A 24,218-nucleotide genomic window follows, 5' to 3' on the forward strand; every position below is an offset into this window, starting at 1 on the left:
CGCCCGGAGCGGCGAGCGGTGTACGGGCGAACAGATCGGCGGGAGCCCTGCGTCGCTGCGGGGTCCCTGTGGTGCTGTGTGGGGGGAAGGGCCGTCGGCCTGCGGTGGCCGCCCGGCATAGGGCTGCGGTCAGCCGCTGCCCGGGGCCGGGCACACCTCGTGCCCGAGCCCGCGGAGCGCGGAGGCGACGGAGACCAGCGTGGCGTGGCGGTGCCAGCCGGGATAGGACCGGCCGGCGAAGTCGTGCAGGCCCAGCTCGGCCTCCGCGACCCCGACCCGTGCGGCGGTGGCTGAGCCGATGACCGCGAGGGTCCGGGTCCGCCCCGCCGGAGGCAGGCCGGTCAGCCAGATCCGGTCGGGCCGGAAGCGCGAGGTGGTCCAGACGCCGACCAGCAGGGCCGGCCGGGTTCCGCCCGGCAGCAGCACCCGCACGCTGCCCAGCCGGGGTTGCCCGGGGACGAGGGGGGTGGCGGCGCTCGGCCGGGCGTGCCGGCGCAGCAGGTCGACGGCCGGGACCGGGGCCGGGTGCGGGGCCGCCCCGTCGGCCGGGTGGGGACCGGTGGCCGGGGCGAGCGTCAGGGGCAGGCCGCCCTGCACGGCCACGATCCAGTCCAGGCCGCGGGCCTGCAGGCCCTCGACCACAGCCGCCGCGTCGATGTGGCCGTCGGTGTGGACGACGACCGGTGGCATCTCGGGCGTGATCCGCGGCAGGCGGTCGGCGAGGGAGAGACACAGCTCGGCCGGGGTGGCGTGGCCGGTGGCATCGGGGATGCGGGCCAGGCGCCGCAGCCGGGTGTCCTCGGTCCAGCGCCGCGGCAGGTACAGCCGCCAGTCCACGGCGAGGTGGCCGAGGTCGCCGGAGAGGAAGGCGCCCACGGCGAGCTGGCAGTTGACGGTGCGTCCGGAGGCGGGCACGAAGCGCCGGTGGACACCGACGGACAGCTCGCCCCGCTTGGGGATGACCACAGGGGAGAGCGTCCAGGCGTGCGCGGCGGTGTGCTCGGCGACCCAGCGCGCCAGTTCGGCGCGGACCGGAAGCCACTGCCAGCCGCTGTCGTTGACGAACTGCTGCAGCGACTGGGGTGCCGTCGGGGACGGCGTCACCGAGGCGGCTATCCGCCGCAGCGACTTCTTGCCCTGGGTGGTCAGCAGCCCTTTCAGATAGACGCCGGCCCACCGCCGTTGGTCGGCCCGCGGCAGATGGGCGAAGAGCCGGTGGGCCGGCGGGACGTGCTGTTCGGCCGGATGCATGTGCGGCCTCCCCTCTCCGCAATAAATATACAGAACACTCTCTATGTTTCTAGCCTGAGCGTCGGGCCGGCGGCGGCGAGGAGGGGTGTGCGGTGGCGCGCTCCGGGGCTCTGAGCTGCGACAGGGGTGGTGCGTCGGGCCGCAGAAAATTCCGTTCGGGAGTGCGGGGTGCGCGGGCCGGTATGACACGGAATGTGTGCGGAACGGTGCGTTCGGTGAGGATGGTGGGGCCGAATGCGGCCTTGCGTCAGGCCCGGGGGCCGTCGGTCAGTCCTCGGGCGACGTCATGGCGCCCGAGGGGCCGATGAGGGTGCCGAGCGCTTGCAGGGCCTGGGTCAGGCCCTCCTCGGGACCGTCGCCGGTGACCGTGCGCAACGAGTCCGGGGAGGCGGCCGTGGCTTCGACGCCGAGCAGGACGTGGGAGAGCAGCGAGGTGGCCGCCAGCGGGGTCAGCCCGCTGTCCAGGCGGTCCACGCACCACGCCTGCTCCAGTGCCGCGCGCAGGTCGGGGGCCCAGGAGTCGTACCAGTCGTGGCCGACGGTGTGGCCCTCGCGGGTGAGCCGGGCGGCCGCGCGGATGCTCTGCGTGCTGCGCAGTGCCTCGGCCAGCGCCAGCACCTCGTCGAGCACGCCCTGCAGTCCCGGCGCGGCGGCGGCGTTGTGGATGACCTCGCGGGTGGCGGCGGTGCCGGCCTCCTGGACCGCGTCCGCCAGGGCCGACTTGCTGGAGAAGTGGAAGGTCAGCGCGCCCATGGTGACACCGGCGGACGTGACGATCTGGTGCAGGGAGGTGCCGGCGTAGCCGTGTTCGGCGAACGCGCCGGCCGCGGCCTCGATGAGCCGCTGCCGGGTCTGCTCCGCCCTGTCCTGCTTCGCCACCTGGGCCACACCTCCGCTCGTCTGCCGCCCACCATAGGTCAAGACTTTCCCAAGGGATCCGACGAACAAGCAGCTCGGGACGTTCTTGGCAGGTTGGCTCGTAAGGGTGGCGCGATCCCGCTGACCGGTCCTGTCGGTGTTTGCTTGACTGCCGCCATGACCGAACAGACGTACGCAATGGATGGCCGGGTCGTCATGATCACGGGTGCTTCGTCGGGCATTGGCGCGGCGGCGGCACGGCTCTTCGCCGAGCACGGCGCGGCCGTGGTGGTCACCGCTCGCCGCCACGAGCGACTCGTCTCGGTGGTCGAGGAGATCGAGTCGCGGGGAGGTCGTGCGCTGGCCGTTCCCGGGGACATACGCCGCGGTGAGGACGTCGACCGGGTCGTTGGGGCGGCGGTGGAGCGATTCGGCCGCCTGGACGCCGCCTTCAACAACGCCGGCCAGGCCGTGCCCGGCACTGATCTGCACGAGATGCCGGACGACGACTACGACACCGTCATGGACGTCAACGTCCGGGGGGTGTGGAACTGCATGCGCCACCAGATCCGCGCCATGCTCGACACGGGCGGTGGCGCGATCGTCAACACCGCGAGCGTGGCCGGCCTGATCGCCACCGGGGTGGGGGCGCCCTACGTGGCCGCCAAGCACGCGGTGATCGGCCTGACCAAGGCCGCGGCGGCCGCGTACGGGGACCGGGGCATCCGGGTCAACGCGCTGGCCGTGGGCAGCACCCTCACCGAGATGATGGAGTCGGTCATCGAGCAGATGCCCGGCGTGGAGCAGGCGTTCTTCGCGCGTGCCGTCCAGAAGCGGTTCGCCGCCCCGGTCGAGGTGGCGCAGGCGGCGCTGTGGCTGTGCAGCGGGGCGTCGTCCTTCGTGACCGGCGCGACCGTACCGGTCGACGGCGGCACACTGGCCGTCTGAGAGCCCCACCGCGACGCGTCCGGTCGGGGCCGCCGACGGGCCGCCCGGGTGCCCGTCGGCACGAGGTCCCGGACGGCCTGGGGCGGTCTGCGCTAACGGGGTGTCGGCATCAGGTCGTCGGCCGTCGGCCACAGTGTGCCGGCCGTCGCCTGCTCGTCGACCGTGCGCAGCAGTGCGTCGTCGATCTTGTCCAGGCCGCGCACGAGATGGCGGGCCCCGGCCTGCCGCATCAGCTCGGCCTGGTGGCTGTGCTCGAACCGGCTGGGGTGGCCGATGAACGGCGCCCCGAGGGCTCTCGCGGCCTCGGCGACCCGTGCCACGTCGTCGACGAAGAGCACCTGACCGTGCTCCAGGCCGAAGTGCGCGGTGATCTCCCGCAGGCCGGGCCGCACGTCGTTGGTGCAGATGTAGTGGGGAGGGGCGAACAGCCCGGCGTACGCCCCCAGATGCTCGTCGAAGTGGGACTTGGCCAGGCCGCCGTAGCAGACCAGGTCGAGCCCGGCGGCGCGCAGCCGCTCCAGCAGCGCCACCGCTCCTTCGGACACCTCGACGGGGTGGTCGCGGAGATGGGCGGCGCGCTCCTCGAAGTAGGCGGCAAGCGCCTCCTCGCCGGTCATGGCCTGCGGCACCGCCGCCGCCATGGCGCGGCCGGCGTCGGCCTGCCGCTGGGAGAAGACACTGCGCTCGACGTCGGCCGAGTAGGTGCCGCCGCGGCGGGTGACGAACTGATGGATGAGCGGGCTGAAGGTGTCGTTCAGCAGGACACCGTCGATGTTGACGGCGGCCAGCCGTAAACGGCGCGGTCGGTAGGTCATGCTCGTTTTCCCTCCCCTTGGTCGGGCGCGCTCACGGATGTCCACAGGGACAGCGCGCGCTCCTCGCTGTTCTCGATCCCGCCGAGAGCCGGCTCGGCGGCGATGCCGGGCAGCAGCGCACGCCACATGTTGACCGTGCGGCGGGGCAGGTCGGCACGCCGGGAGACGACCTGTGCGTACTCCTGCATGCCGGTGCACGCGCCGACCACGAACTCGGCCAGCTCGTCGGCCCGTACATGCTCACGCAACTCGCCCTGGGCGCGCGCCACTTCCAGGCAGTCCTCGAAGCTGCGGGCCCAGACCGCGTACGGCGTGGCGTCCTGCACGCCGAAGGCGGACTGCTCGCTGGTGAGCCGGACGCCGGCGCGCAGCAGCGGGTCGGCCTGGAGCGAGTGCGACCAGATGAGGGTGATGTCCACCAGGCGCTGCAGGCCGGTGGTGGGGACATGCGGCTCGATGGTGCCTCGCTGGGCGTACATCACCTCCATCGCGAGGTTCTGCTTGTCCTTGAAGTGGAAGTAAAGCGCCCCCGCGGTCACCCCCGCGCGCTGCAGGATCTTGTTGATCCCGGCGCCGGCATAGCCGTACTCGTCGAAGACCTCCGCGGCTGCCTTCAAAAGCTGCTCTCGGGTCTGGATCGCGCGCTCCTGCTTGGGAGCGCGACTCGGATTGGCTGGTGCCATGGCTGCATCCCGGTCTCGACAAGAAAAAGAACGTCCTCTATGTTACTTGCCGTAGCGCACCTCCGCTACCGCGGCGGGGGGAGCAGTACATGTCGGCGCTTCGACACAGGGGGATTCACATGAGCGAGATGATGACGGCTGCCGTTTCGAGACCGGCCCGCGTCACGAAGGACCTCGTCCACAAGCACGACGCCGGCCAGGTGCTGCTCTCGGGCCTGAAGCGCCTGGCGGAGGACGAGTTCCTGGTGGCGGCGGACTGGACGGACACCAGCGAGGTGGTGGCCGCAGGGGACCAGCACGAGGACAGTGCCGTACTGCTCACGGAAACGATTCGGCAGACGTTTCCGCTGCTCTCGCACGCCGGTTACGACGTCCCGTTCGGCCATCGCCTGCTCTGGAGCGAGTACCGCTACGCGCTGAACCTGGTCACCCTGTGCGAGGGCGGCATCGGCGGCCGGCCGGACCTGCACATCCGCTGCTACGACGTGGTCCGCCGCCGCGACCGGGTCACGGCCCTGTCCCTGGACATCACCGTGCTGCGCGACGGCGAGCAACTGGCCACCGCCCACACCCGGTTCACCATCCAGCCGCCCGCCATCTACGAGCGGCTCCGCGGCTCGTACGGCGACGCCCACCGGATGCTGGAACTGGCCCGCCGCCGCCCGCTGCCGCCCCCGGCCTCCGGTGCCGGCGAGGCGTTCCGGGACGCGGTGCTCTCGCCCACCGACGCCCCCGACCGCTGGCAGCTGCGGATCGACACCCACCACCCGATGTACTTCGACCACCCCAGCGACCACGCCCCGGGCATCCTCCTGCTGGAGGCGGCCAAGCAGGCCGTGCGCTCCCTGCGGCACCCCCGGGTCGGTGTCGCCGAGGCGATGGAGACCCTCTTCCACCGCTACGTCGAACTCGACTCCCCCTGCTGGGTGGCTGCCCGGCAGCTGCCCGACGACCAACTCGGCCGTGCCCGCTTCCTGGTGACGATGGAGCAGGACGGAAAGCTGTGCTTCACCGCACTGGTGTCGGTTGCCAAGGAGCAGGTCGGCTGACGTCGGCGGCACGGCCGGTGCCCGGCAGTGTGTCCCCGCCCACCCGGGCGACGTGGGCTCCGAGCACCATGTCGTCGCCGACGGCGACGGGACGGCCCACCGAGCGCAGCAGGCCGAGGTCGGAGGCGTGGTCGCCATAGGCGGCGGCGTGCGACGGGGACACCGCGCGCCGCCGCATCAGCGCGCGCGCCAGCCGGCCCTTCTCCACGCCGATGACCGGGCGCTCCACCAGGCCCGTGCAGTACCCGTCGGCGTACTCCGGCTCGCTGCACAGGATCTCGTCCGCGCCGAGCAGCTCCGCGAGCGGCTCCAGGCATGGCCGGAACGAACCCGACACCAGCACGATCAGCGCCCCCTGCGCCCGGTGCCGGCGCAGCGCGGACACCACGGGCGGGTGCAGCAGCGTGCCGCCGGCGAGTTCCGCGTCGAACCAGGCGCGGCCGTGCGTGAACAGCTCGCCGCGCGGGCGGTCCGCGTACAGGCGGTAGTACTCGCGGTTGGTGACCAGCCGTGAGACACCCTCCGCCGACCTGCGCCGCAGCGTGCCCGCCGCCTCCTCGTACGCGGACGGCGGCAGGCCACGCTCGCGGTAGTGGAACTCCAGGAAACGGAACATGCTCTTGACCGTGATCAGCGTCTCGTCGACGTCGAAGAAGGCGATCTGGACGGGGGCGTTCGGCGCCCCGGGGACAGCGGACATGGGATGCGGCCTTCCATGCGGGTGGCGGACAGGGGGCCGGGCCGCGGCCGTACCCGGGGAGGGGAAGACCGCGGCCCGGTGGTATCAGGCGGACGCGGGGATCGGTGCGGCGGTGCGGGAAGTCAGGTAGGTGCGGGTGCCCTTGCCGGGCGTCTTGCGGCCCAGGTGTTCCGCCGCCACCAACCGCCTCAGCAGCGGCGCCGGCTCCGGTGCCCGGCAGCGCGGGTCGGCCTGCAGACGGCGCTGCACCTCCAGGGCCACGTCGGCGCCGACCGTGTCGAGCAGCCGTACCGGACCGAGCGGCTGGCCGCCCACGGCCCGGGCGCTCGCGTCCAGCGCGGCGGTCGTCGTCTCGTCCGCGTCCAGCAGTTCGAGAGCCTGGTTGAGATACGGGAACAGGAGCGCGTTGACGATGAAACCGGCCCGGTCGCCGCACTGCACGGTCTGCTTGCCGAGCCGTTCGGCCACCGCCCGGGCGCGGGCCAGATTGTGCTCGCTGGTGCCCTCGGCCGGGACCAGCTCCACCAGACGCATCACCGGGGCGGGGTTGAAGAAGTGCAGACCCAGCACGTCCGCCGGGCGGCCCGCGGGCTCGGTGCAGGCGGCGACCGGCAGACTGGAGGTGGAGGTGGCCAGCAACGTGCGCGGCGCGCAGACCGCGCCCAGCTCGGCGAACAGCCGCCGCTTGACCTCCAGGTCCTCCACCACGGCCTCGACGACGATGTCCACCGTCCCCAGCACCGAGCGGTCCGAGGTCGCCGTGAAGCCGGCCTCGCCCCCCTCCTGGTCCGCGCCCGTGCGCCGCAGCGCGAACTCCACGCGCTCCGCGGCCGCCCGTGCCTTCTCCTCGGTCCGGGCCAGCAGCGTCGTGTCGAAGCCGCCGCGTACGAAGGACTCCGCGATGCCGGTGGCCATGGTCCCCGAGCCGACGACCACCACCCGGCGGCCGGGCGAGGCGGTCGGCGGCACCGGGCGGCGCGGCCCGTCGGCACGGTCGTAGCGGTGGAAGCCGCGGCCCGACTTGCGGCCCAGCGCGCCCCGGGCGATCAGCTCGTCGAGGACCGGGGCCGGTGCCGCGTGCCCGTCGGCCGTCTCGGCGAGCGGGGACAGGACGTCGCGTGCCGTGTCCAGGCCGATCGCGTCCAGCACCGCCAGCGGTCCCTCCCGCCAGCCGCAGCCGAGCCGTACCGCGGTGTCCACGTCCTCGGCGGTGGCGTACCCGTCGTGGACCATCCACGCGGCCCGGTTCAGCAGGCCGAGCAGGAGGCCGGGGGTGAGCGAGCCGGGCCGGTCGACGACCTGGTGCGGCGTGATCCCGGCAGCCGCCAGGACCCGGGTCACCCGGTCGGCGGCGGCGTCCCCGGCGCCGGGCGCACGCGCGACCTCCACGGCGTCCAGGCCGTCCGCGCGCAGGAAACGCAGCGCGAACAGGTCCGGGCCCGCGGCGTCCTCGAGGTCGGCGAGGGACGTGGTCAGCGCGGTGGTGAGCACCGGGGTGCCGGGCCGCAGGTGCCGACGCACCTTGGCCAGCACCAGCCGCTTCAGCGCCGCCGGTTCCGGTACGGCCTCGATGACCAGGTCGGCCTCGGTGACCCCGGCCGGGAAGTGCGTCACCGCGTGGGGGCGCTCGGACGGGCTCAGTTCCCGGGCGCGGTCCACAGCCGCCGGGTCGTCGTCGACGCCGACGACGGTGAGCCCCGCGCCGGCCAGTCGGCGCACCAGAGCCAGTCCGGTGCCGCCCAGACCGACGACGGCCACGGTGTACGGGGACGGCGCGACGGCGCCGCCTGGCTGATCGGGCATGGTGTGCTCCTGCCTGTCGAGGGGCTTGACGGTGCTTGTCAGCCTTTGCCAGTGCTGGTAAGTCGTTGTCAGCACGTGTCGATGCTTGGTCGGGGTGCTTGTCAGTTCTTGTCGGGTGCTGGTCCAGCGGCTGCGGCGGTCAGTAGCGGCTGCCGGCGGCGGCGGGCGCGGCGTCCAGGTCCCGCAGGTCTCGCGTGGTCAGGCGCAGGTCGGCCGCGGCCAGGTTGTCCGCCAGGTAGCGGGACTGCTTGGTACCGGGGACGGGAACGACGTGCTCGCCCTGGGCGAGGACCCAGGCCAGGGCGACCTGGGCGGCGGTGGCGCCGTGCCGGGCGGCGACCTTCTCCACCGCGTGCGTGATGCGCAGGTTGGCGTTGAACGCCGCCCCCGTGAAACGGGGGTTGGTGGCCCGGAAGTCGCCGGCCTCGAAGTCGTCGGGCCGGGTGTAGCGGCCGGTGAGGAAACCGCGGCCCAGCGGCGCGAACGGCACGAAGGCGGCACCGTGCGCGGCGCACCAGCCGGAGATCCCGGTGTCGGGGTCGAGCGGTTCCCTTGTCCACAGGGACAGTTCGGACTGCACCGCCGCCACCGGATGCACACGGTGGGCGGCGTCGGCCTGCTCCCGGGTCACCTCCGACAGCCCGAGGTGGCGCACCTTGCCCGCGCGCACCAGCTCGGACAGCGCACCCCAGGACTCCTCCAGCGGTACGGCGGGGTCGACGCGGTGCAGGTAGTACAGGTCGATGACGTCGACGCCGAGCCGCCTGAGTGAGGCGTCGGCCGAACGCCGGATGTGCTCGGGGGAACCGTCGCGGCTCAGGGTGCGGGTGGCGAGGTCGTCCACCACGATGCCGGTCTTGGTCGCGACCACGGCGTCGCCACCGTGTCCGGCGAGGGCGCGGCCGACGAGGGTCTCGTTGTGGCCCTCGCCGTAGGCGTCGGCCGTGTCCAGGAGAACCGGACCGGCGTCCAGGGCTTGCCGGATCACCGCGACCGAGACCGTGTCGTCGCGCTGGGACTCGGCATAGCCCCAGCTCATTCCCATGCACCCGAGGCCGACGGGGTGGACGTCGAATCCGGTCCGGCCGAGGCTACGCGTGGTCACGCGAAGTTCCTTCCTGTCAGAGGGGGGTGGGGGCCGGGGCGCGAACACCCCGGCCCCGTCAGGCCGCGGCGGTGAGGACCAGGGCGGCGTTGTGCCCCCCGAACCCCAGGGACGTGCTCGCGGCGACGCTCATCCGCCGGTGCCGCGCCGAGCCAATGACGACGTCGATGTCGACGTCGATCGCCGGGTCCAGCGACGTGACGTTGGCGGTGGGCGGCATGGCGCCGTGGTACAGCGCCAGCGCGGTGTACGCGGCCTCGACGGCACCCGCCGCGGCGAGGGTGTGGCCGGTGACACCCTTGGTGGAGGTGACCGCCGCGCGGTCGCCGAGCACCGAGTGCAGGGCACGGGCCTCCGTGAGGTCGTTCATCGGGGTGGAGGTGCCGTGCGCGTTGACGTGCTCCACTTCGTCGGGAAGCACCCCGGCGTCGTCCAGGGCGGCCCGCAGTGCCCGGGCCAGGCCCTCGCCCTGAGGGTGCGGGGCGGTGGCGTGGTGCGCGTCGGACGTGGCGCTGAAGCCGGCGATGTCCGCATAGCGCCGGGCGCCCCGGGCGGTGGCGTCCGCGCACCGCTCCAGCACGAGGATCGCCGCGCCCTCACCGGCCACGAAGCCGTCCCGGTCCGCCGCGAACGGGCGGGACGCGGCGGCAGGCTGGTCGGTACGGCCGGACAGCGCGCCCATCCGGGACAGCCCGTTGAGCGTGCCCGGGCTGATCGCCGATTCGGTCCCGCCGGCCAGGACCACGTCGCACAGCCCCGACAGCAGCCATTCGCGGGCCGTGCCGATCGCGGACGCCCCCGACGCGCACGCGGTCGCGGTGACCAGGCTGGGACCGTGGATGCGCAGGTCCATGGCGACGTATCCGGCGACCATGTTGACCATGCTCATGGGGATCATCAGCGCCGACACGTCCTCGGGGGTGCCCTCCGAGTAGGTGCGCAGCTGCTTCTCCAGGGTGGCCGCGCCGCCCAGCGAGTTGCCGATGACCACACCCACCCGGGTGCAGTCCCAGGACTGGGTGTCCAGGCCGGAGTCGGCGACCGCCTGCCGCGCGCCGACCACGGCGAGCTGGGTGAAGCGGTCCAGCTTCCAGGCGGTGCGCCGGCCCAGCTCGGCCGTGGGGTCGAAGCCGGGAACCCGGCAGGAGATGTCGACCTTCTCGCCCTTCAGCTCGGGGTCGGTGGCGGCGGCGGAGGCGCCGGACAGCACGCGCCGCCAGTTCTCCTCCACCCCGATGCCGGCCGGAGTGACCAGGCCCATGCCGGTGACCGCGACTCCGCGACCCCGGGCCACGCCGCTCACGCCTGATCCGCCTTCGCACGGATCACCGCGACGGCCTCGTCCAGGGTGAAGGCGGCCTTCAGCTCGCCCTCCTGCAGGACGATGTCCATCTCCTTGCGCAGGATCAGGCTCAGCTCCACGAGGATCAGGGAGTCGATCTCCAGCTCGTCGAAGGTGGCGCCGGAGAGCAGCTCCGCCTCGTCGAGGCCGAACTTCTCGCTGATCAGGGCGGAGACGCGGTGCTTGAGAGATTCCTGGGTCTGGATGACGGGAGTGCTCATGGTGGTTTCCTCTCGTTGTTCGTTCTCGGGGTTCTCGGTGAGGTCGGTAGGTTCCAGGGCCGGCCAGACCAGCGCGGCCGACCCCCAGGTGAGGCCGCCGCCGAAGCCGGTGAGGAGCACGCGGTGGCCGGGCTGCAGGCCGCCGTCGGCGGCGGCGTCGCGCAGGGCGAGCGGGATCGAGGCGGCGACGGTGTTGCCGACCCGGTCCAGGTTGGCCACGATCTGCTTCTCCTCCAGGCCGAGTTGCTCGCCGACGGCGTTGAGGATGCGGATGTTGGCCTGGTGCGCCACGACCTTGTGCACGTCGGCGGGAGTCCAGCCGATCCGGTCGAGGAGGGTCTGCGAGGAACGGCTCATGTTCAGCACGGCCTGGGTGAACACGGGCCGGCCGTCCATGGTGAAGAAGTGGTCCCCGGCGCCCGGGGGTTCGGGCACGGAGCGCTGCCGGGACCCTCCGGCGCGCACGGTGATCAGGTCGCCGCCCGAGCCGTCGCTGCCCAGGTCGAAGCCGAGCAGCGCGCCCGGCTCGTCCGCCTCGCCCGCCCGCAGGACCACGGCTCCGGCTCCGTCGCCGAAGATGGCCCGGGTGGTGCGGTCGGCAGGGTCGAGGATGGTGGAGAAGGTGTCCGCGCCGATCACCAGGGCCCGTTCGGCCATCCCCGCGGTGATCATGGAGGAGGCGGCGGCGAGCGCGTACACGAATCCGGTGCACACGGCGGACACGTCGAAGGCGGGCACCGTCCCGAGCCCGAGCCGGTGGGCGACGTCCGGCGCGGTGGCCGGGCAGGGCCGGTCCGGCGTACTGGTGGCCAGCACCACCAGGTCCACGTCGCTGCGGCGGGCCGAGGCCAGAGCGTCCCGTCCGGCCGCCACCGCGAGGTCGGAGGTGGCCTCACCCGGGGCGACGACATGACGCCGACCGATCCCGGTCCGGGTACGGATCCACCGGTCGGAGGTGTCCAGCTGCTCCGCCAACTCCTGATTGGACACGGCCCGCTCCGGCAGCGCGCCACCCAGACCGCACAGGACAGCAGCGCGGCTCATGAGGCCAGCTCCTCGGCCTCGTCGGCCGTACGAGCCGAGGGCACTGCCAGGGCCGTCAGCTGGGCGGCCGGGGTGTCCGGGACCGCCGCGGCCTTCACGGTGCCGCCCGCTCGGAAGCTGCTCCCCGTCCTGCGCAGTGCCGTACGCACGGCCGCCGGCTCCGGGGCGACGATCGCCGCCACGTGGCCGTCGGGGCGGACCACGAGGGCCCTCGGGGCGGAGCCGAGCAGTGGGGCGAAGCCCGGCCAGGCGGAGATGTCCCGTACCGGTACACCGCCGGGGGCGGCCGTCGACACGGACTCGCGGGTGGCCAGCCAGGTGGCGTCCTGACGTTCGCCGGCCCAGAGCAGCAGCGTCAGCCGCGCCGGGTCGATCGAGGGCCAGCGTTCGGCGCCCGGTTGGGGGGCGTCATGCGCGGAGAACACCGGCAGCCGGTCGCCGACGCGGATCCTGCGGGTCAGCCCCGGCAGCGTGTCGCGCAGGGACTCGGCAGGCCGGTAGCTGACGTCGTGCTGCGCCATCAGCGGGGCGCCGAACCGCTGCAGCACCCCGGTCCGGTGGGCCAGCCGCACGGTGGCGTCACGCAGGGCGAGCTCGTGGCGCCGCTTGAACAGCCCCCAGCTGGTCTGCTTGGCCGTGGTCAGCACGATGCGTTCCGCGGCCAGGTGGCGGTCGCTGTCGTAGGTGTCGAGGATGCCCGGTTCGAAGGCGCCCCTGACCACGCCGGCCAGCTTCCACGCGAGATTGACCGCGTCCTGGATACCGGTGTTCATGCCCTGCGCGCCGGCCGCGCTGAACACATGGGCGGCGTCGCCCGCGAGGAAGACCCGGCCCGCGCGCATGGTCTCGGCCACCCGGCGCCGCGCCCGGAAGATGGTGGACCAGTCGAGCTCTCCGACGATGCCGGGCCGCGGGGAACGCTCGTCGACGAACCGCTGGAACAGCTCCGGCGGCGGCCCCTGCTCCTCGCGCCAGTCCGGCACGCTGATGGCGAGCCGGTACACCCCGCCGCCGAAGGGGGCGATTCCCAGGGCGCCGGAGCGGGAGTAGCAGTACACCAGCGCGTGCTGGTCCAGGTCGCCGGCCACGGGACCGTCACCGATCGCGAAGAGCACGTCGTTGCCGGTGCCCAGCAGCTCGATCCCGGCGAGGCGGCGCACCGCGCTGTGCGCGCCGTCCGCGCCGATCACCCAGTCCGCCTCGATGTGCTCGGAGCGCCCGTCAACCCCCTGCACCTGAGCGACCGGCCGGGGCCCCGAGGTGTCGAGCCCGGTGAGAGTGCCGAACTCGATCTCGCCGCCGTACGCGGCCAGCCGGGTGCGGATCACCTCCTCGGTGGTGTCCTGCGGGACGACCACGCCGAAGGGGTACGGGGTGTCGGCGAGCCGGCTCATCTCGATGGCGCCGAGGTGCCGCTTGTCGGAGTAGTACTGCACCGAGTCCAGCCGGTTGCCCAGCTCGATCAGCGGCTCGGAGGCGCCGATACGGCCGAGGAGTTCCAGGCTGCGCGGCCAGACGACGCTGGCCCGGGAGTGCTGGACGGGGCCGGCGGCCGAGTGGTCGATCAACCGGACCGGAACACCCTGCGCGAGCAGTTCGGTGGCGAGCACCAGTCCCACGGGGCCGGCGCCCACGACGAGGACGGGACGCCGCTCACCGGGGCCCTCGCGCTGAGGGAACGTCATGACAGTGCCTTTCGGAGAAGTCGGAACAGGGTGGGGAATACCGGGCGGTTCAGGTCCGTCGCACCACGGCCGCGCTCCACGTGAACCCGGCGCCGGCGCTCAGCACCGCGGCGTACTCGCCGCGTTCGAGGCGGTGCGGGCCGGTGTCCGCGGCCAGTGCGGTCAGGTTGGACAGCAGGTCACCGGCGCCGAGATGACCGGTGTACTCGCCCAGGTCGGCCAGCGGCGCGTCGGTGACCTCGGCGACGGCGGGGCCGTACACCTCCCGTGCGGTGGCCCGGCCGAGCCGTGGCAGCAGTACGGCGCTCAGCCGCCGCCCGCCGGTGCCGATGCCCGCCTCGGTCAGCGCGGCGGCCAGGACGGCCGTGGTCTCCCGGCGCAGCCGGTCGAGGAAGCGCGGCCTGCCGTGCTCGGCGAGGAACGCCTTCTTGGTCCGGCGGACGTCCACGGCCGCGCCGCGGGTGTGCGGTGCCGGGTGGAAGGCGCCGGTGTCACGGTGGGCGCTCTCCAGCTCCGGCGCCGCCCGGGTGTGCAGGGCGTGCAGGGCGAGCGCGCCCTGCGGGACGCCGGCGGGGCCGGCGCCGACGACGGCCGCGGTGGCACCGTCGCCGTACCAGACGCCGTAGTCACCGCCCCACCGGTCGAAGCCCGGCGGTGCGAAACGGTCGGCGGTGGTCACCAGGACCGGGCCGTCCCCGGGCCGCGCGGCGAGCTGGTGCGCTGCGGCGCGCAGGGCCGCCGCCGCGCCGTTGCACATCTGCTGGACGCCGGTCGGGATCGCGTCCAGAGCGCCGGTCCGGGCGGCCACGTAGTGGGCGGGCGACCAGAAGTCGTGGCCCTGGTGGTACGTCCAGGCGTGCAGGACGGCGGTGAGGTCACCGGCCGCGACACCGGCCCGGGACAGGGCGTTCCGGGCGGCACGCACCGCCATCTGGGGGGCGGACAGGTCGGGGGAGACGGGCAGCTGCCCGTAACCCATCGCGTCCGCCTCGTCGGTGGTCACCCGGCCGGCGGCCAGCGCGTCCGCCGTCTTCTCGACGGTGGGCGGCAGCCACTCGGCGGGGGTGAGCCACATGCCGTCGGGGGTCATACGCACTCCTCGCCGTCGAGCAGCGGCACGCCCGTCGACGCCGTGGTGGTGTGCATCTGACCGGAGGCGATGATGTCGCCGTCCTGCTCGAAGTCGATGTGGAAGGTCCTGAGGTCCGGCAGCATCAGGCTGAGGTTGTCCTCGTGCGCGTACGGCTCGGTCTTGCGGATGTGCACCGTCGTGGGGGCGTCCAGCTCGGCGTAGCGGGTGAAGGAGAACTCGAAGCCGGCCACCGTGCTGCGGCTGACCGAGGCGCCCCACAGGTCGGACACGCCGAGCAGGCACAGCTGGCGGGCGGCCTCCATGAGCACCATGCCGGGCACGTGGTCCTGGCCGTGGTCGAACATGCTGCGGTTCTCCAGCGGGACCCGTACGGTCGCGGAGGCGTTGTCGCTGCCCACGGTGGCGGAGCTGAGGACGACGTTCGCCGGGTCGCTGCGGCCGACCAGGTGCGGGGCGACGTACGCGGTCTGGCGGGGCAGGTCCTGGAACGGCACCAGCGGCCGGCCGCGGCCCTGCAGACGGACCGTGTCGTAGACCTCGGCGGGGATGTAGCCGACGTCCATGCGCACGAAACCGAGGCAGCGCTGGGCGAGCTTCATGTCGATGCCGAAGGACAGCCGCCGCACATCGCCGGGGGTACCGCGGCGGTTGCTCGTGCGGACCGAGATGCGCAGCTCGCCGGGCCGCTCCTGCTGCGGGAGGGTGAGCAGCCCCGGCAGCTCCATCGACCAGGACCGCAGCAGGAACTTGCTCTTGCGCGAGACCCCGGCGTACTCGTGGCCGCCGTAGGTCTCGGCCTGCCGGCAGCACTCCAGCAGCAGCATCGGGTCCGGGCTGCCGAGCCGCGAGGTGTGCTCGGTGTAGTAGGCGTGCAGCGGGGGCAGTTGGGCGGCGGCGAGAAATTCCTCCTCGGCGGTCTGTCGGGCGTCGGTCAGAAACACCTCGGAAAGCGCCCAGCGGTGCAGCAGAGAACGGTCCACGGTGCGCATGAATTCGAGGTTCGCGGCGCCCGGCAGGCAGGTCTTCTTCTCGGCAGGTGTCATTTCCTTCATCCTCCTCATGCGGCGCGAGTCGAGGGTCAATTCCCTTTCCCCCCGCGTGATTTCATTGTCAGGGCGGGTGGCAAATCGCTCACTAAAAGCGAACTCAAAGCACCCAGGCGAGCGGACTGCGATAGCCGTTGCCGGCCCGGTCCCAGGTCGCGCGGGGTGCTGCGGGACCGGCGTCGTCGTCGGTGGTCCCGGCACGCGCCCGCAGCACGGTCAGCACGGCGACCAGCGCGGCCAGTTCGCTGGGGTCGGGGTTGCCGCGCACCACGCGGAAGGCGGCCTCGCGCAGCACGTCGGCCGGGGGCGGCGCGGCGCTCACAGTGGGGTGATCCCGTGCTTGCGCTGCGGCAGCGCCCGGTGCTTGGTCCGCAGCACGGCCAGCGAGCGGGCCAGCACCGCGCGGGTCTCACCCGGTTCGACGACGTCGTCGACGAGGCCGCGTTCGGCCGCGTAGTACGGGTGCATCAGCTCGGCCTTGTACTCCTCAACCATCTGCGCGCGCATCGCCGCGGGGTCGTCGGCGTCGGCGATCTGCCGGCGGAAGACGACGTTGGCGGCCCCCTCGGCGCCCATCACCGCCACCTCGTTGGTGGGCCAGGCGAAGGACAGGTCCGCGCCGACCGAGCGGGAGTCCATGACGATGTAGGCACCGCCGTACGCCTTGCGCAGGATCAGCTGGATGCGGGGGACGGTGGCGTTGCAGTACGCGTACAGCAGCTTCGCGCCGTGCCGGATGATCCCGTTGTGCTCCTGCTCCACGCCGGGCAGGAAGCCGGGCACGTCCAGCATGGTGACCAGCGGAATGTTGAAGGCGTCGCACAGGGAGACGAACCGCGCGGCCTTCTCGCTGGCCTTGATGTCCAGCACTCCGGCGCTGGCGATGGGCTGGTTGGCGACGATGCCCACCACGTGCCCGTCGATCCGGGCCAGGGCGCACACGACGTTGACCGCCCAGGTGGGGTGCGTCTCGAAGTACTCGCCGTGGTCGACGATCTCCTCGATGACCTCCCGCACGTCGTAGCCGCGCGAGGGGTCGGCCGGGACGAGGTCGGCGAGCCGGTCGGTGCGGCGGTCCGCCGGATCGTCGCCGGGCAGTACGGGCGGGGCCTGCCGGTTGTTGGACGGCAGATACGACAGCAGGTGGCGCACGTCCTCCAGACAGCCCACCTCGTCGTCGTACGCGAACGCGGCCACCCCGGACACCGACGCGTGCACGTCGGCGCCGCCCAGCTCGTCCATGCTCACCTGCTCGCCGGTGACCGCCCGCACGACGTCCGGGCCGGTGATGAACATCTGGGCCACGCCCCGGACCATGAAGGTGAAGTCGGTCAGCGCCGGCGAGTAGGCCGCGCCTCCCGCACACGGGCCGAGGATCACGCTGATCTGCGGGATGACACCCGAGGCACGCGCGTTGCGGCTGAAGATGCCGCCGTATCCGGCGAGCGCCGTCACTCCTTCCTGGATGCGGGCGCCCGCGCCGTCGCAGAGGCTCACCAGCGGCGCGCCGGACGCCTCCGCGAGGTCCATCAGCTTGTGGATCTTCGCCGCGTGGGACTCGCCGAGCGCTCCGCCGAAGATGCGGAAGTCGTGCGCGTAGACGAAGACCTGGCGCCCCTCGACGGTGCCCCAGCCGGTGACGACACCGTCGGTGTGCGGCCTCTTGTGCTCCAGTCCGAAGCCGGTCGCGCGGTGCCGGCGCAGCGACTCCAGCTCGGTGAACGACCCTTCGTCCAGCAGGAGTTCGATGCGCTCGCGGGCGGTGAGCTTGCCGCGTGCGTGCTGTGCCTCGGTGGCCCGCTGTCCGGGACCCGCGTGCACCTCGGCGCGCAGCCGCCGCAGCTCCTCCACGCGCACATGCATGCTGTCGGGACGCTCGGGCTCCGACTCGGCAAGCGGCACCGGGCTGTGTGCCACGGGGTTTTCGACCATGGTGGTCATGCCTTGTCCTCCCATCCGGACGCCCTCTGGACCGAGGCCGCCCGGAAGAAGAATTCGGGGCCCTGGACAATGCCTGACTCAAGCCCTGAAAAAGCCGCCGACTTCTATTCCGGGCCTTGAGTGAAAGGCGGCCGCGGCATGAGGGAAAAGCGGTCCGGAACTTGAGCGGCCCCCTCGGACGATGTTCCCGACCGTCGTCGGAATCTCGAGAGGGCAGATCATGGTCACGCACGTTCACGGGTCCACCGCCGAGCCGCGGTACGCCGTCCTGTTCCCCGGCCAGGGGGTGCAGCGCCCCGGTATGGGCGAGCCCTGGCGGGAGACACCGTCCTGGGAACTCGTCGAATCCGTCTCCCGGGCCTCCGGCTTCGACGTCGCCGAGCTGCTGCTGACGGCGGACCAGGAGACCCTGTCCCGCACCGACCACGCCCAGATCTCGGTGTTCACCGCGTCCCTGCTGGCCTGGTCGGAGTTCCGCCGGCACGATCCGTTCGCGCACGTGGTGGCGGTCGCCGGGCACAGCCTCGGCGAGTACTCGGCGCTGGTGGCCGCCGGGGTGCTGTCGGTGGCCGACGGCGCCTGGCTGGTGGGCGAGCGGGGCCGGGCCATGGCCGAGGCGGCCCGCGGGCGCCCCGGAGCGATGGCCGCCGTGATGGGCGGCGACCCGGAGCAGGTCACGGTCCTGGTGGAGGAGGCCCGCCGGGACGGTGCCGACCTGTGGGTGGCCAACCACAACAGCCCCCAGCAGACGGTGGTCGCCGGCAGTCGTACGGCCGTGGAGACCACCGCCGCCCGTGCTGCCGGGGCCGGCCTGCGCTACAGCGTCCTGCCGGTCACCGCCGCCTGCCACAGCCCCTACATGGAGCCCGCCGGCGCGGCCCTGCGCCGGGCCCTGGAACTGACGGGCTTCGCGACCGGAGCGATCCCCGTGGTGGCCAACGTCGACGCCCACACCCACCACGGCGGCGGCCACTGGCGCGAACTGTGCGCCCGCCAGCTGGTCAGCCCGGTCCGCTGGGCGGACACCCTGCACGTCCTCCACGAGGAGCTGGACTCCACCGCCTTCCTGGACATCGGTCCCGGCGCCACCCTCGCCGGCCTGGCGCGGCGCACCCTGCCCCAGGTCCCGTCCCACCGCTTCAAGGCCCCGGCCCCGCACACGGTCTGACCTGTCGTCGACGCGGAAGGAAGAGATCAGGACGACGACCCCGGAGACACCCGTCGGCACCTGGAGCGCCCGCACCGACGTCGCCGCGCCGGCGGGTCGCAAAGGCATCTTCGACTTGGGCTGGTGCGCCGTCGTGGACCGAGAATGTCTCCAGGGGCCACATGTGCCTTGAGGCGCTGAACGGCACGACTCCCAGAAAGACCGCCGGCAGGGACCTGATCGACAGCAGCCGGCCCAGTTGCCCTGCCATGATTCCGGCAACACCGATGCGGTACCGCAGGACGGCCTCCTCGACGAGGATGGCGAATCGGTGATCTCCTGCGCGGAGCACCCGCGCCCGGCCCGTGCGGGCTGCTACGGCCAACGGTGCGCGGCAAGCCACCGGAGCGGGGGCTCATAGCGTCACCCACGGGCAGCGACAGACCGTTCCTAATCAGTGAGCAGGAGTGAGTCTTGGACCCATACCTGGTCGCTGCGGACATCCCGACCGGTGTTGGATGTCCTGGTCGCCCGCTTTCGCTCCGTGTCCGGTGACACGGATCGCGTCCGTGGTCCGGGGATACGGGGGCGGGGTCCCTCACGCCTGCGGGTGTCCGGTCGGGCCTGGACGGTCCGATGCCCACGACGATCACTCTGGTCGTCGTGGGGCGGTGCCGTCCGTCGCCGGATCGGGTGTCCGAGGGCGCGTCGCCCGACCGCGATGCTCGCCGCATCGTGCCGGGACATTGTGCGAGTCGGTGTGGTCAGTGGTTTCTGCCAGTGCTGGGCACCCCACCGGGAGGTGTAGGCGGGGTCGACCGCAACGATCGCGATGTCCAGTTCGGCGGCCATCGACACCAGCCGCGCTTTCAGTTTCGCGGTGGGGAAGCGGGAGAGCAGGCGGCGGAAACGCTTGTTGCGGCCGTGCTTCTCCCGGCTTGTGCCCTCGCGGAAGTCGAGGTCCTCGATGGCGATCGCAGCGGCCCCGGTGCGGCGGGTGTGGTGCAGCAGCCGGGTCAGGGTGTGCCGGATCTGGGCGTCCCGGTGCTCGCTGCTGCCGGTGAGGTCGTAGAAGAAGCGCTGCGGTTCGCCGACCGGGTTGCCGTGCACATCCAGGCGCCAGCAGGCGAGGTGGTCGTCGTTCATGTCCACCCCCACCACACCCCGCGCCAGCGCCGCCTCAAGCGGCAGGACCGGGGCGGCGGCACGCTGCCATGAGGCGGTCACGTACCAGCGGCCGCGTGCCACGTCGTGGTGGATGCGGTAGGCCACCGCTCGGTTCGCGGTGATCCGGTCCAGCCACTCCTCACCCCGGTGTTTGAACGCCACGGTCGCGTCCAGCAGATACCGGCCGTGCGGCGCGTTAGCCAGGTGGGCCAGCGGAGAGGGGAGCTTGATGGAGACCTGTCCGGTGTCGGTAACGCGGATGGTCTCGTTGCCGAACCGTTTGCCGGACTCTCCGTCGGCCGACAGGAACATCCGCTCCGCCCGCCAGCGCTCCCTCCATTCCTGCTCGGCCAGCCCGGCCGCCTCCAGGTGGTGACGGGTGTTCGCGAGGCGTTTGCCGCCGCGCACCACGTGCACCCGGCGCGCCGCCCAGTCCGCCTCCACCACCGCGAGCCGGTCCTTCAACGTCTGCAGGCGGCGGGACTTGGCATGCCACTCACCACGCGAACCGTAACCGCGTACCAGGCCGTCCCTCTTGTCGGCCTTGGCACCGAGCGGCCGGGACAGCCGCGCCTCGACCGAGTCGATCTGCCTCCGCAGCCAGGCCATGTGGGCGGCCTGTCCACGCCGCGCCAGCGCCCACTGATCATGCGTGGCCTTGGTGATACTGCCCGCCCAGCGTGCCGAGGACTTCCCCGTCAGCTCGCGCTTGCGCACCGCCCAGGAGGCCGCATCATGCGCCGGCCCCTGCCGGCAGCGTTCCGCGAGATCCCCGGCCGCCAGCGAACCCAGGAACATCCCCACCCCGGCAAGTAGAGCCGCGTCCGACTCACTTACCCGCAGCCGGTCCCGCACCGCCACGCCTGCCGGACCGGGCACAACGAACGCCGCCACCAACTCCCTCAGCCCGCCCACCCGTCCACCCCTGCCCGCGGCTCGAAGGCCCCCTGTCACCGCAGTCAACGAGCACCGCCCGCAAAGGTCACCCATTCGATGAGGGAACTTCCGTTCCCTACGCCCCACCACACCCCAGACACTCACTCATGCATGCCAGAACACACTCGTGCGCTGTTCCGCGGCAGCAGTTCACAACCCCCCGGCGATGCCGAGGGGTCTGTGACGCTCCAGGGGATGGCTCAGGACAGGCCGGGGCCCCGCACCGGAATGCTGGTGAACGTGGGCTGCTCAGGTTCCCGCGCAGTGAAGAAGTCGTTGCCCTTGTCGTCGACGACCACGAACGCCGGGAAGTCCTCGACCTCGATCTTCCAGACCGCCTCCATGCCGAGCTCCTCGTACTCGACGACCTCGACCTTCTTGATGCAGTCCTGCGCGAGCCGGGCCGCCGGGCCGCCGATCGAACCCAGGTAGAAGCCGCCGTGCGCGTCGCACGCGTCGGTGACCTGCTTGCTGCGGTTGCCCTTGGCGAGCATCACCTTGGAGCCGCCCGCCGCCTGGAACTGCTCGACGTAGGAGTCCATACGGCCGGCCGTGGTCGGACCGAAGGAGCCGGACGCGTAGCCCTCGGGCGTCTTCGCCGGGCCCGCGTAGTACACCGGGTGGTCCTTCAGGTACTGCGGCATCCCCTCGCCCGCGTCCAGCCGTTCCTTGATCTTGGCGTGCGCGATGTCACGGGCCACGACCAGCGGGCCGGTCAGCGACAGGCGGGTCTTCACCGGGTACTTGGTCAGCTCGGCGAGGATGGAGTCCATCGGCTGGTTCAGGTCGATCTTGACGACGTCGCCCTCTTCGAGGTGCTCGTCCGTGGTCTCCGGCAGGAACCGCGCCGGGTCCCTCTCCAGCTGCTCCAGGAAGACGCCCTCGGCGGTGATCTTCGCGACGGCCTGCCGGTCCGCCGAGCAGGAGACGGCGATCGCGACGGGGCAGGAGGCGCCGTGCCGCGGCAGCCGCACGACCCGCACGTCGTGGCAGAAGTACTTGCCGCCGAACTGCGCCCCGATCCCGATCTTCTGGGTCAGCTCGAAGACCTTCTCCTCCAGCTCCTTGTCCCGGAAGCCGTGGCCGAGCGGCGAGCCCTCGGCGGGCACCTCGTCCAGGTAGTGCGCGGAGGCGTACTTGGCCGTCTTCAGCGCGTACTCGGCGGAGGTGCCGCCGACGACGATCGCCAGGTGGTACGGCGGGCAGGCGGCCGTACCGAGCGAGCGGATCTTCTCCTCCAGGAACTTCATCATGGAGGCCTCGTTCAGGACGGCCTTCGTCTCCTGGTAGAGGAAGGACTTGTTGGCGCTGCCGCCGCCCTTCGCCATGAACAGGAACCTGTAGGCGCCGCCGTCCGTCGCGTACAGCTCGATCTGCGCCGGGAGGTTGGAGCCGGTGTTCTTCTCCTCCCACATGGTGAGAGGCGCCATCTGCGAGTAGCGCAGGTTCAGGTTCAGATACGCGTCGTAGATGCCCCGGCTCAGTGCCTCCTCGTCGCCGCCCTCGGTCAGCACGTTCTGTCCGCGCTTGCCCATGACGATCGCCGTGCCGGTGTCCTGGCACATGGGCAGCACACCGGCGGCCGCGATGTTCGCGTTCTTCAGGAGGTCCAGAGCCACGAACTTGTCGTTGCCCGACGCCTCGGGGTCGTCGATGATCCGGCGCAGCTGGGCCAGGTGGGCCGGGCGAAGGTAGTGCTGGATGTCGTGGATCGCCTCCTCGGCGAGCTTGCGCAGCGCCTCCGGCTCGACCCTGAGGAACGTCCGCCCGTCGGCCTCGAAGGTGGAGACACCCTCGGAGGTCACCAGCCGGTAGGGGGTGGTGTCCTCTCCCATGGGGAGCAGATCGGTGTACGCGAACTCAGGCATGTCGCCCATTCCTCACTCGACAGTTGGCCGCTGGCCTCCATTGGCAGCGCCCACCAGCGTAGAACCTGCGTCCGACAGCGCTCTTGTGAGGTTGTCCTCAGTCGGACCTCCGACGGGTTGTCCACACCCCCTAGTCGCGATCTATCGCGTTTCGGTACGCTGCTGCGGTGGACCTTCAGAAGCACACCGAACCGCAGGCGCAGGAACCCGCCGCCGCCAGGGACGCCGACCTGCGTGCCTCGGACGCCGAGCGTGACCGCGTCGCCGACATCCTGCGCGAGGCCCTCGCCGAAGGGCGTCTCACCGCGGACGAGCACGCGGAACGCGTCGAGGGGGTGCTGAACGCCAAGACGGTGGGTGAACTGGAGACCTTCATACGGGACCTGCCGGCCGCCCACGGCCGCCGATCCGCCGGCGGCTACACCCCGGCCCCCAACCGCCCCACGGACCCGCTACCGCACGACCCGGACGACAACGTGGTCGCGGTGTTCAGCAGCGCCGTCCGCAAGGGCCGTTGGCGCGCGGGCCGCCGGATCCACGCGTACGCGGTGTTCGGCACCGTCGACATCGACCTGAGTGAGGCGATCTTCGAGTACCAGCAGGTCGTGATCAAGGCGATCTCGGTCTTCGGCAATGTCGAGGTCCGCGTCCCGGAGAACGTCTCGCTGCGCGGCACCGGCGGCGGAGTCCTCGGCAACTTCGAGGTGGACACCGTCGACTCCGGCGACCCGGAAGCCCCCGTGGTCTACGTGGACGGCTGGGCGGTGCTGGGGAACGTCGAGGGCCGGCCCAAGCGCGGCAAACTCGTCGCGGACATTCTCGACCGGGTGCAGCGCAAGGTCGACAAGGGTTTGCGCAAGCACCTGGATCGTTGACGGTGGCGAATCCGACGGCGAGTACCGCCGCGTTCCCGGCGGAAGGGATCATGGTCCGTCGCGCTTGAGAGCGCGTACAAGTCCTCGTGATCCGGCGGTCCGGAACTCAGTGCATAGGCGCGCGTACAGCGGGTAGGCCTTGCTGCATCGTCGCTCGCTCGCGAAGCCGTCGTCAGGAGTAGACCGTGCTGCAACCGCCGCATTCGTCCCTGCAGGTAGCTGCCGTACCGGCCCAGCGGGTGCCAGTGCGGGACAGGGACCAAGACGCACCTTGGCACACCGAGGCGGTGTGCCGGCGTGACGAGGCCGGCCTGTTCTTCGCGCCGTCCAAGGAACCCACCGCCGCCCGGCTCTCCCGCGAGCAGGCCGCGAAGCGAGTCTGTGCGGGCTGCCCCGTCATGGTCGAGTGTCGCGAGCACGCACTCCTGCAACCGGAGCCCTACGGCGTCTGGGGCGGCCTGACCGCCGCGGAGCGCCGCGTGGTCCTGGCCCGGCGCCGCCGCCGCGACCTGGAACTGAAGAAGGCGGCCAGGGCGGGGGACCGCATAGCGGCGGCCGGCTGACCCGCGCACAAGAAGAGAGGCGCCCCACCGCACCGGGACGCCTCTCTTCTTCGCTCTCCTGGGGAACTCGCTCTCCTG

At 72.1% G+C, this 24,218-nt stretch carries 22 protein-coding genes and 1 pseudogene; 5 read left to right on the forward strand and 18 right to left on the reverse strand.

The window, feature by feature from the left end; all coding sequences use genetic code 11:
* Positions 1-129: 129 nt before the first annotated feature.
* Both OHA64_RS30970 and OHA64_RS30975 read right to left on the reverse strand, forming a co-directional pair.
* Complete coding sequence (locus tag OHA64_RS30970; RefSeq protein WP_405618632.1) at positions 130-1,251, reverse strand: IS701 family transposase; 1,122 nt, start codon at positions 1,249-1,251, stop codon at positions 130-132.
* A gap of 267 nt (positions 1,252-1,518) precedes the next feature.
* Entirely contained in the window at positions 1,519-2,130 is a 612-nt protein-coding gene (locus tag OHA64_RS30975; RefSeq protein WP_405618634.1) for a TetR family transcriptional regulator, read from the reverse strand.
* A 156-nt stretch (positions 2,131-2,286) separates the two neighbouring features.
* On the opposite strand from OHA64_RS30975, the gene OHA64_RS30980 reads away from it, so the two are divergent.
* Entirely contained in the window at positions 2,287-3,057 is a 771-nt protein-coding gene (locus OHA64_RS30980) for an SDR family NAD(P)-dependent oxidoreductase (protein ID WP_405618637.1), read from the forward strand.
* A 92-nt stretch (positions 3,058-3,149) separates the two neighbouring features.
* Here the strand turns inward: OHA64_RS30980 and OHA64_RS30985 are convergent, their stop codons facing one another.
* Together OHA64_RS30985 and OHA64_RS30990 are read right to left on the reverse strand one after the other, a co-directional pair.
* On the reverse strand, positions 3,150-3,872 hold the full coding sequence (locus tag OHA64_RS30985) for an HAD family phosphatase (protein WP_405618639.1): 723 nt from the start codon (positions 3,870-3,872) through the stop codon (positions 3,150-3,152).
* Positions 3,869-4,555, reverse strand: a complete 687-nt coding sequence (locus OHA64_RS30990) for a ScbR family autoregulator-binding transcription factor (RefSeq protein ID WP_405618641.1) — start codon at positions 4,553-4,555, stop codon at positions 3,869-3,871. Before OHA64_RS30990 ends, OHA64_RS30985 begins: the two co-directional genes overlap by 4 nt.
* A gap of 119 nt (positions 4,556-4,674) precedes the next feature.
* Here OHA64_RS30990 and OHA64_RS30995 point away from each other — a divergent pair, with 119 nt between their 5' ends.
* On the forward strand, positions 4,675-5,604 hold the full coding sequence (locus OHA64_RS30995; protein WP_405618643.1) for a ScbA/BarX family gamma-butyrolactone biosynthesis protein: 930 nt from the start codon (positions 4,675-4,677) through the stop codon (positions 5,602-5,604).
* Here the strand turns inward: OHA64_RS30995 and OHA64_RS31000 are convergent.
* From OHA64_RS31000 to OHA64_RS31050, 11 genes and pseudogenes are all read right to left on the reverse strand, one after another.
* The gene (locus OHA64_RS31000) at positions 5,564-6,304 is read right to left on the reverse strand and encodes an HAD family hydrolase (protein WP_405618645.1); all 741 of its coding nucleotides are present in this window, start codon (positions 6,302-6,304) and stop codon (positions 5,564-5,566) included. The two genes, OHA64_RS30995 and OHA64_RS31000, sit on opposite strands and share 41 nt — an antisense overlap.
* Before the next feature lie 84 nt (positions 6,305-6,388).
* Entirely contained in the window at positions 6,389-8,107 is a 1,719-nt protein-coding gene (locus tag OHA64_RS31005; protein WP_405618648.1) for a 3-hydroxyacyl-CoA dehydrogenase family protein, read from the reverse strand.
* A gap of 139 nt (positions 8,108-8,246) precedes the next feature.
* Positions 8,247-9,212: an aldo/keto reductase gene (locus tag OHA64_RS31010; protein WP_405618650.1), complete on the reverse strand. Its 966-nt coding sequence runs from the start codon at positions 9,210-9,212 to the stop codon at positions 8,247-8,249.
* Positions 9,213-9,270: 58 nt separating this feature from the next.
* Positions 9,271-10,506 carry a beta-ketoacyl-[acyl-carrier-protein] synthase family protein gene (locus OHA64_RS31015; protein ID WP_405624195.1) on the reverse strand — a complete coding sequence of 412 codons (1,236 nt, stop codon included), beginning with the start codon at positions 10,504-10,506 and terminating at the stop codon, positions 9,271-9,273.
* Between the two features lie 5 nt (positions 10,507-10,511).
* Positions 10,512-10,775, reverse strand: a complete 264-nt coding sequence (locus tag OHA64_RS31020) for an acyl carrier protein (protein WP_405624196.1) — start codon at positions 10,773-10,775, stop codon at positions 10,512-10,514.
* A gap of 48 nt (positions 10,776-10,823) precedes the next feature.
* Positions 10,824-11,819: pseudogene (locus OHA64_RS31025) on the reverse strand (beta-ketoacyl-ACP synthase III); the annotation flags it as partial.
* On the reverse strand, positions 11,816-13,504 hold the full coding sequence (locus tag OHA64_RS31030; protein WP_405618653.1) for an FAD-dependent monooxygenase: 1,689 nt from the start codon (positions 13,502-13,504) through the stop codon (positions 11,816-11,818). The pseudogene OHA64_RS31025 and the gene OHA64_RS31030, both read right to left, overlap by 4 nt.
* A gap of 49 nt (positions 13,505-13,553) precedes the next feature.
* A complete protein-coding gene (locus OHA64_RS31035) occupies positions 13,554-14,594 on the reverse strand; it encodes a 3-oxoacyl-ACP synthase (protein WP_405618655.1) in 1,041 nt (346 codons plus the stop codon).
* Complete coding sequence (locus OHA64_RS31040; RefSeq protein WP_405618657.1) at positions 14,591-15,640, reverse strand: AfsA-related hotdog domain-containing protein; 1,050 nt, start codon at positions 15,638-15,640, stop codon at positions 14,591-14,593. Before OHA64_RS31040 ends, OHA64_RS31035 begins: the two co-directional genes overlap by 4 nt.
* A 103-nt stretch (positions 15,641-15,743) precedes the next feature.
* The gene (locus OHA64_RS31045; protein WP_405618659.1) at positions 15,744-15,965 is read right to left on the reverse strand and encodes an acyl-CoA carboxylase subunit epsilon; all 222 of its coding nucleotides are present in this window, start codon (positions 15,963-15,965) and stop codon (positions 15,744-15,746) included.
* Positions 15,962-17,506 (reverse strand): acyl-CoA carboxylase subunit beta, encoded by a 1,545-nt coding sequence (locus OHA64_RS31050; protein ID WP_405624197.1) that lies wholly within the window; start codon positions 17,504-17,506, stop codon positions 15,962-15,964. Before OHA64_RS31050 ends, OHA64_RS31045 begins: the two co-directional genes overlap by 4 nt.
* 298 nt (positions 17,507-17,804) lie before the next feature.
* Between OHA64_RS31050 and OHA64_RS31055 the strand changes: the two genes are divergently transcribed.
* Positions 17,805-18,752, forward strand: coding sequence for an ACP S-malonyltransferase (locus tag OHA64_RS31055; protein ID WP_405618661.1), 948 nt, complete (start codon positions 17,805-17,807; stop codon positions 18,750-18,752).
* Here the strand turns inward: OHA64_RS31055 and OHA64_RS31060 are convergent.
* The 3 genes from OHA64_RS31060 to OHA64_RS31070 form a co-directional block, all read right to left on the reverse strand.
* Positions 18,724-19,134, reverse strand: coding sequence for a Scr1 family TA system antitoxin-like transcriptional regulator (locus tag OHA64_RS31060; protein WP_405618663.1), 411 nt, complete (start codon positions 19,132-19,134; stop codon positions 18,724-18,726). The genes OHA64_RS31055 and OHA64_RS31060 overlap by 29 nt on opposite strands.
* 47 nt (positions 19,135-19,181) lie before the next feature.
* On the reverse strand, positions 19,182-20,813 hold the full coding sequence (locus OHA64_RS31065) for an IS200/IS605 family accessory protein TnpB-related protein (protein WP_405618665.1): 1,632 nt from the start codon (positions 20,811-20,813) through the stop codon (positions 19,182-19,184).
* A gap of 221 nt (positions 20,814-21,034) precedes the next feature.
* Positions 21,035-22,702, reverse strand: a complete 1,668-nt coding sequence (locus OHA64_RS31070; protein ID WP_405618668.1) for a fumarate hydratase — start codon at positions 22,700-22,702, stop codon at positions 21,035-21,037.
* Between the two features lie 167 nt (positions 22,703-22,869).
* Between OHA64_RS31070 and OHA64_RS31075 the strand changes: the two genes are divergently transcribed.
* Together OHA64_RS31075 and OHA64_RS31080 are read left to right on the forward strand one after the other, a co-directional pair.
* Positions 22,870-23,577 carry a DUF1707 domain-containing protein gene (locus OHA64_RS31075; protein ID WP_405618670.1) on the forward strand — a complete coding sequence of 236 codons (708 nt, stop codon included), beginning with the start codon at positions 22,870-22,872 and terminating at the stop codon, positions 23,575-23,577.
* A gap of 185 nt (positions 23,578-23,762) precedes the next feature.
* Positions 23,763-24,140: a WhiB family transcriptional regulator gene (locus OHA64_RS31080; protein WP_405618673.1), complete on the forward strand. Its 378-nt coding sequence runs from the start codon at positions 23,763-23,765 to the stop codon at positions 24,138-24,140.
* Positions 24,141-24,218 lie beyond the last annotated feature (78 nt).

It is taken from the genome of Streptomyces sp. NBC_00076 (genome assembly GCF_045041235.1).
Lineage (GTDB): Bacteria > Actinomycetota > Actinomycetes > Streptomycetales > Streptomycetaceae > Streptomyces.

What these genes read in the sequence shown, in the direction of transcription:
- OHA64_RS30970 (WP_405618632.1), bottom strand. Translation starts at nt 1,251, where the DNA reads ATGCATCCGGCCGAACAGCACGTCCCGCCGGCCCACCGGCTCTTCGCC.
- OHA64_RS30980 (WP_405618637.1), top strand. Translation starts at nt 2,287, where the DNA reads ATGACCGAACAGACGTACGCAATGGATGGCCGGGTCGTCATGATCACG.
- OHA64_RS30985 (WP_405618639.1), bottom strand. Translation starts at nt 3,872, where the DNA reads ATGACCTACCGACCGCGCCGTTTACGGCTGGCCGCCGTCAACATCGAC.
- OHA64_RS30990 (WP_405618641.1), bottom strand. Translation starts at nt 4,555, where the DNA reads ATGGCACCAGCCAATCCGAGTCGCGCTCCCAAGCAGGAGCGCGCGATC.
- OHA64_RS30995 (WP_405618643.1), top strand. Translation starts at nt 4,675, where the DNA reads ATGAGCGAGATGATGACGGCTGCCGTTTCGAGACCGGCCCGCGTCACG.
- OHA64_RS31000 (WP_405618645.1), bottom strand. Translation starts at nt 6,304, where the DNA reads ATGTCCGCTGTCCCCGGGGCGCCGAACGCCCCCGTCCAGATCGCCTTC.
- OHA64_RS31005 (WP_405618648.1), bottom strand. Translation starts at nt 8,107, where the DNA reads ATGCCCGATCAGCCAGGCGGCGCCGTCGCGCCGTCCCCGTACACCGTG.
- OHA64_RS31020 (WP_405624196.1), bottom strand. Translation starts at nt 10,775, where the DNA reads ATGAGCACTCCCGTCATCCAGACCCAGGAATCTCTCAAGCACCGCGTC.
- OHA64_RS31030 (WP_405618653.1), bottom strand. Translation starts at nt 13,504, where the DNA reads ATGACGTTCCCTCAGCGCGAGGGCCCCGGTGAGCGGCGTCCCGTCCTC.
- OHA64_RS31035 (WP_405618655.1), bottom strand. Translation starts at nt 14,594, where the DNA reads ATGACCCCCGACGGCATGTGGCTCACCCCCGCCGAGTGGCTGCCGCCC.
- OHA64_RS31040 (WP_405618657.1), bottom strand. Translation starts at nt 15,640, where the DNA reads ATGACACCTGCCGAGAAGAAGACCTGCCTGCCGGGCGCCGCGAACCTC.
- OHA64_RS31050 (WP_405624197.1), bottom strand. Translation starts at nt 17,506, where the DNA reads ATGCATGTGCGCGTGGAGGAGCTGCGGCGGCTGCGCGCCGAGGTGCAC.
- OHA64_RS31055 (WP_405618661.1), top strand. Translation starts at nt 17,805, where the DNA reads ATGGTCACGCACGTTCACGGGTCCACCGCCGAGCCGCGGTACGCCGTC.
- OHA64_RS31070 (WP_405618668.1), bottom strand. Translation starts at nt 22,702, where the DNA reads ATGCCTGAGTTCGCGTACACCGATCTGCTCCCCATGGGAGAGGACACC.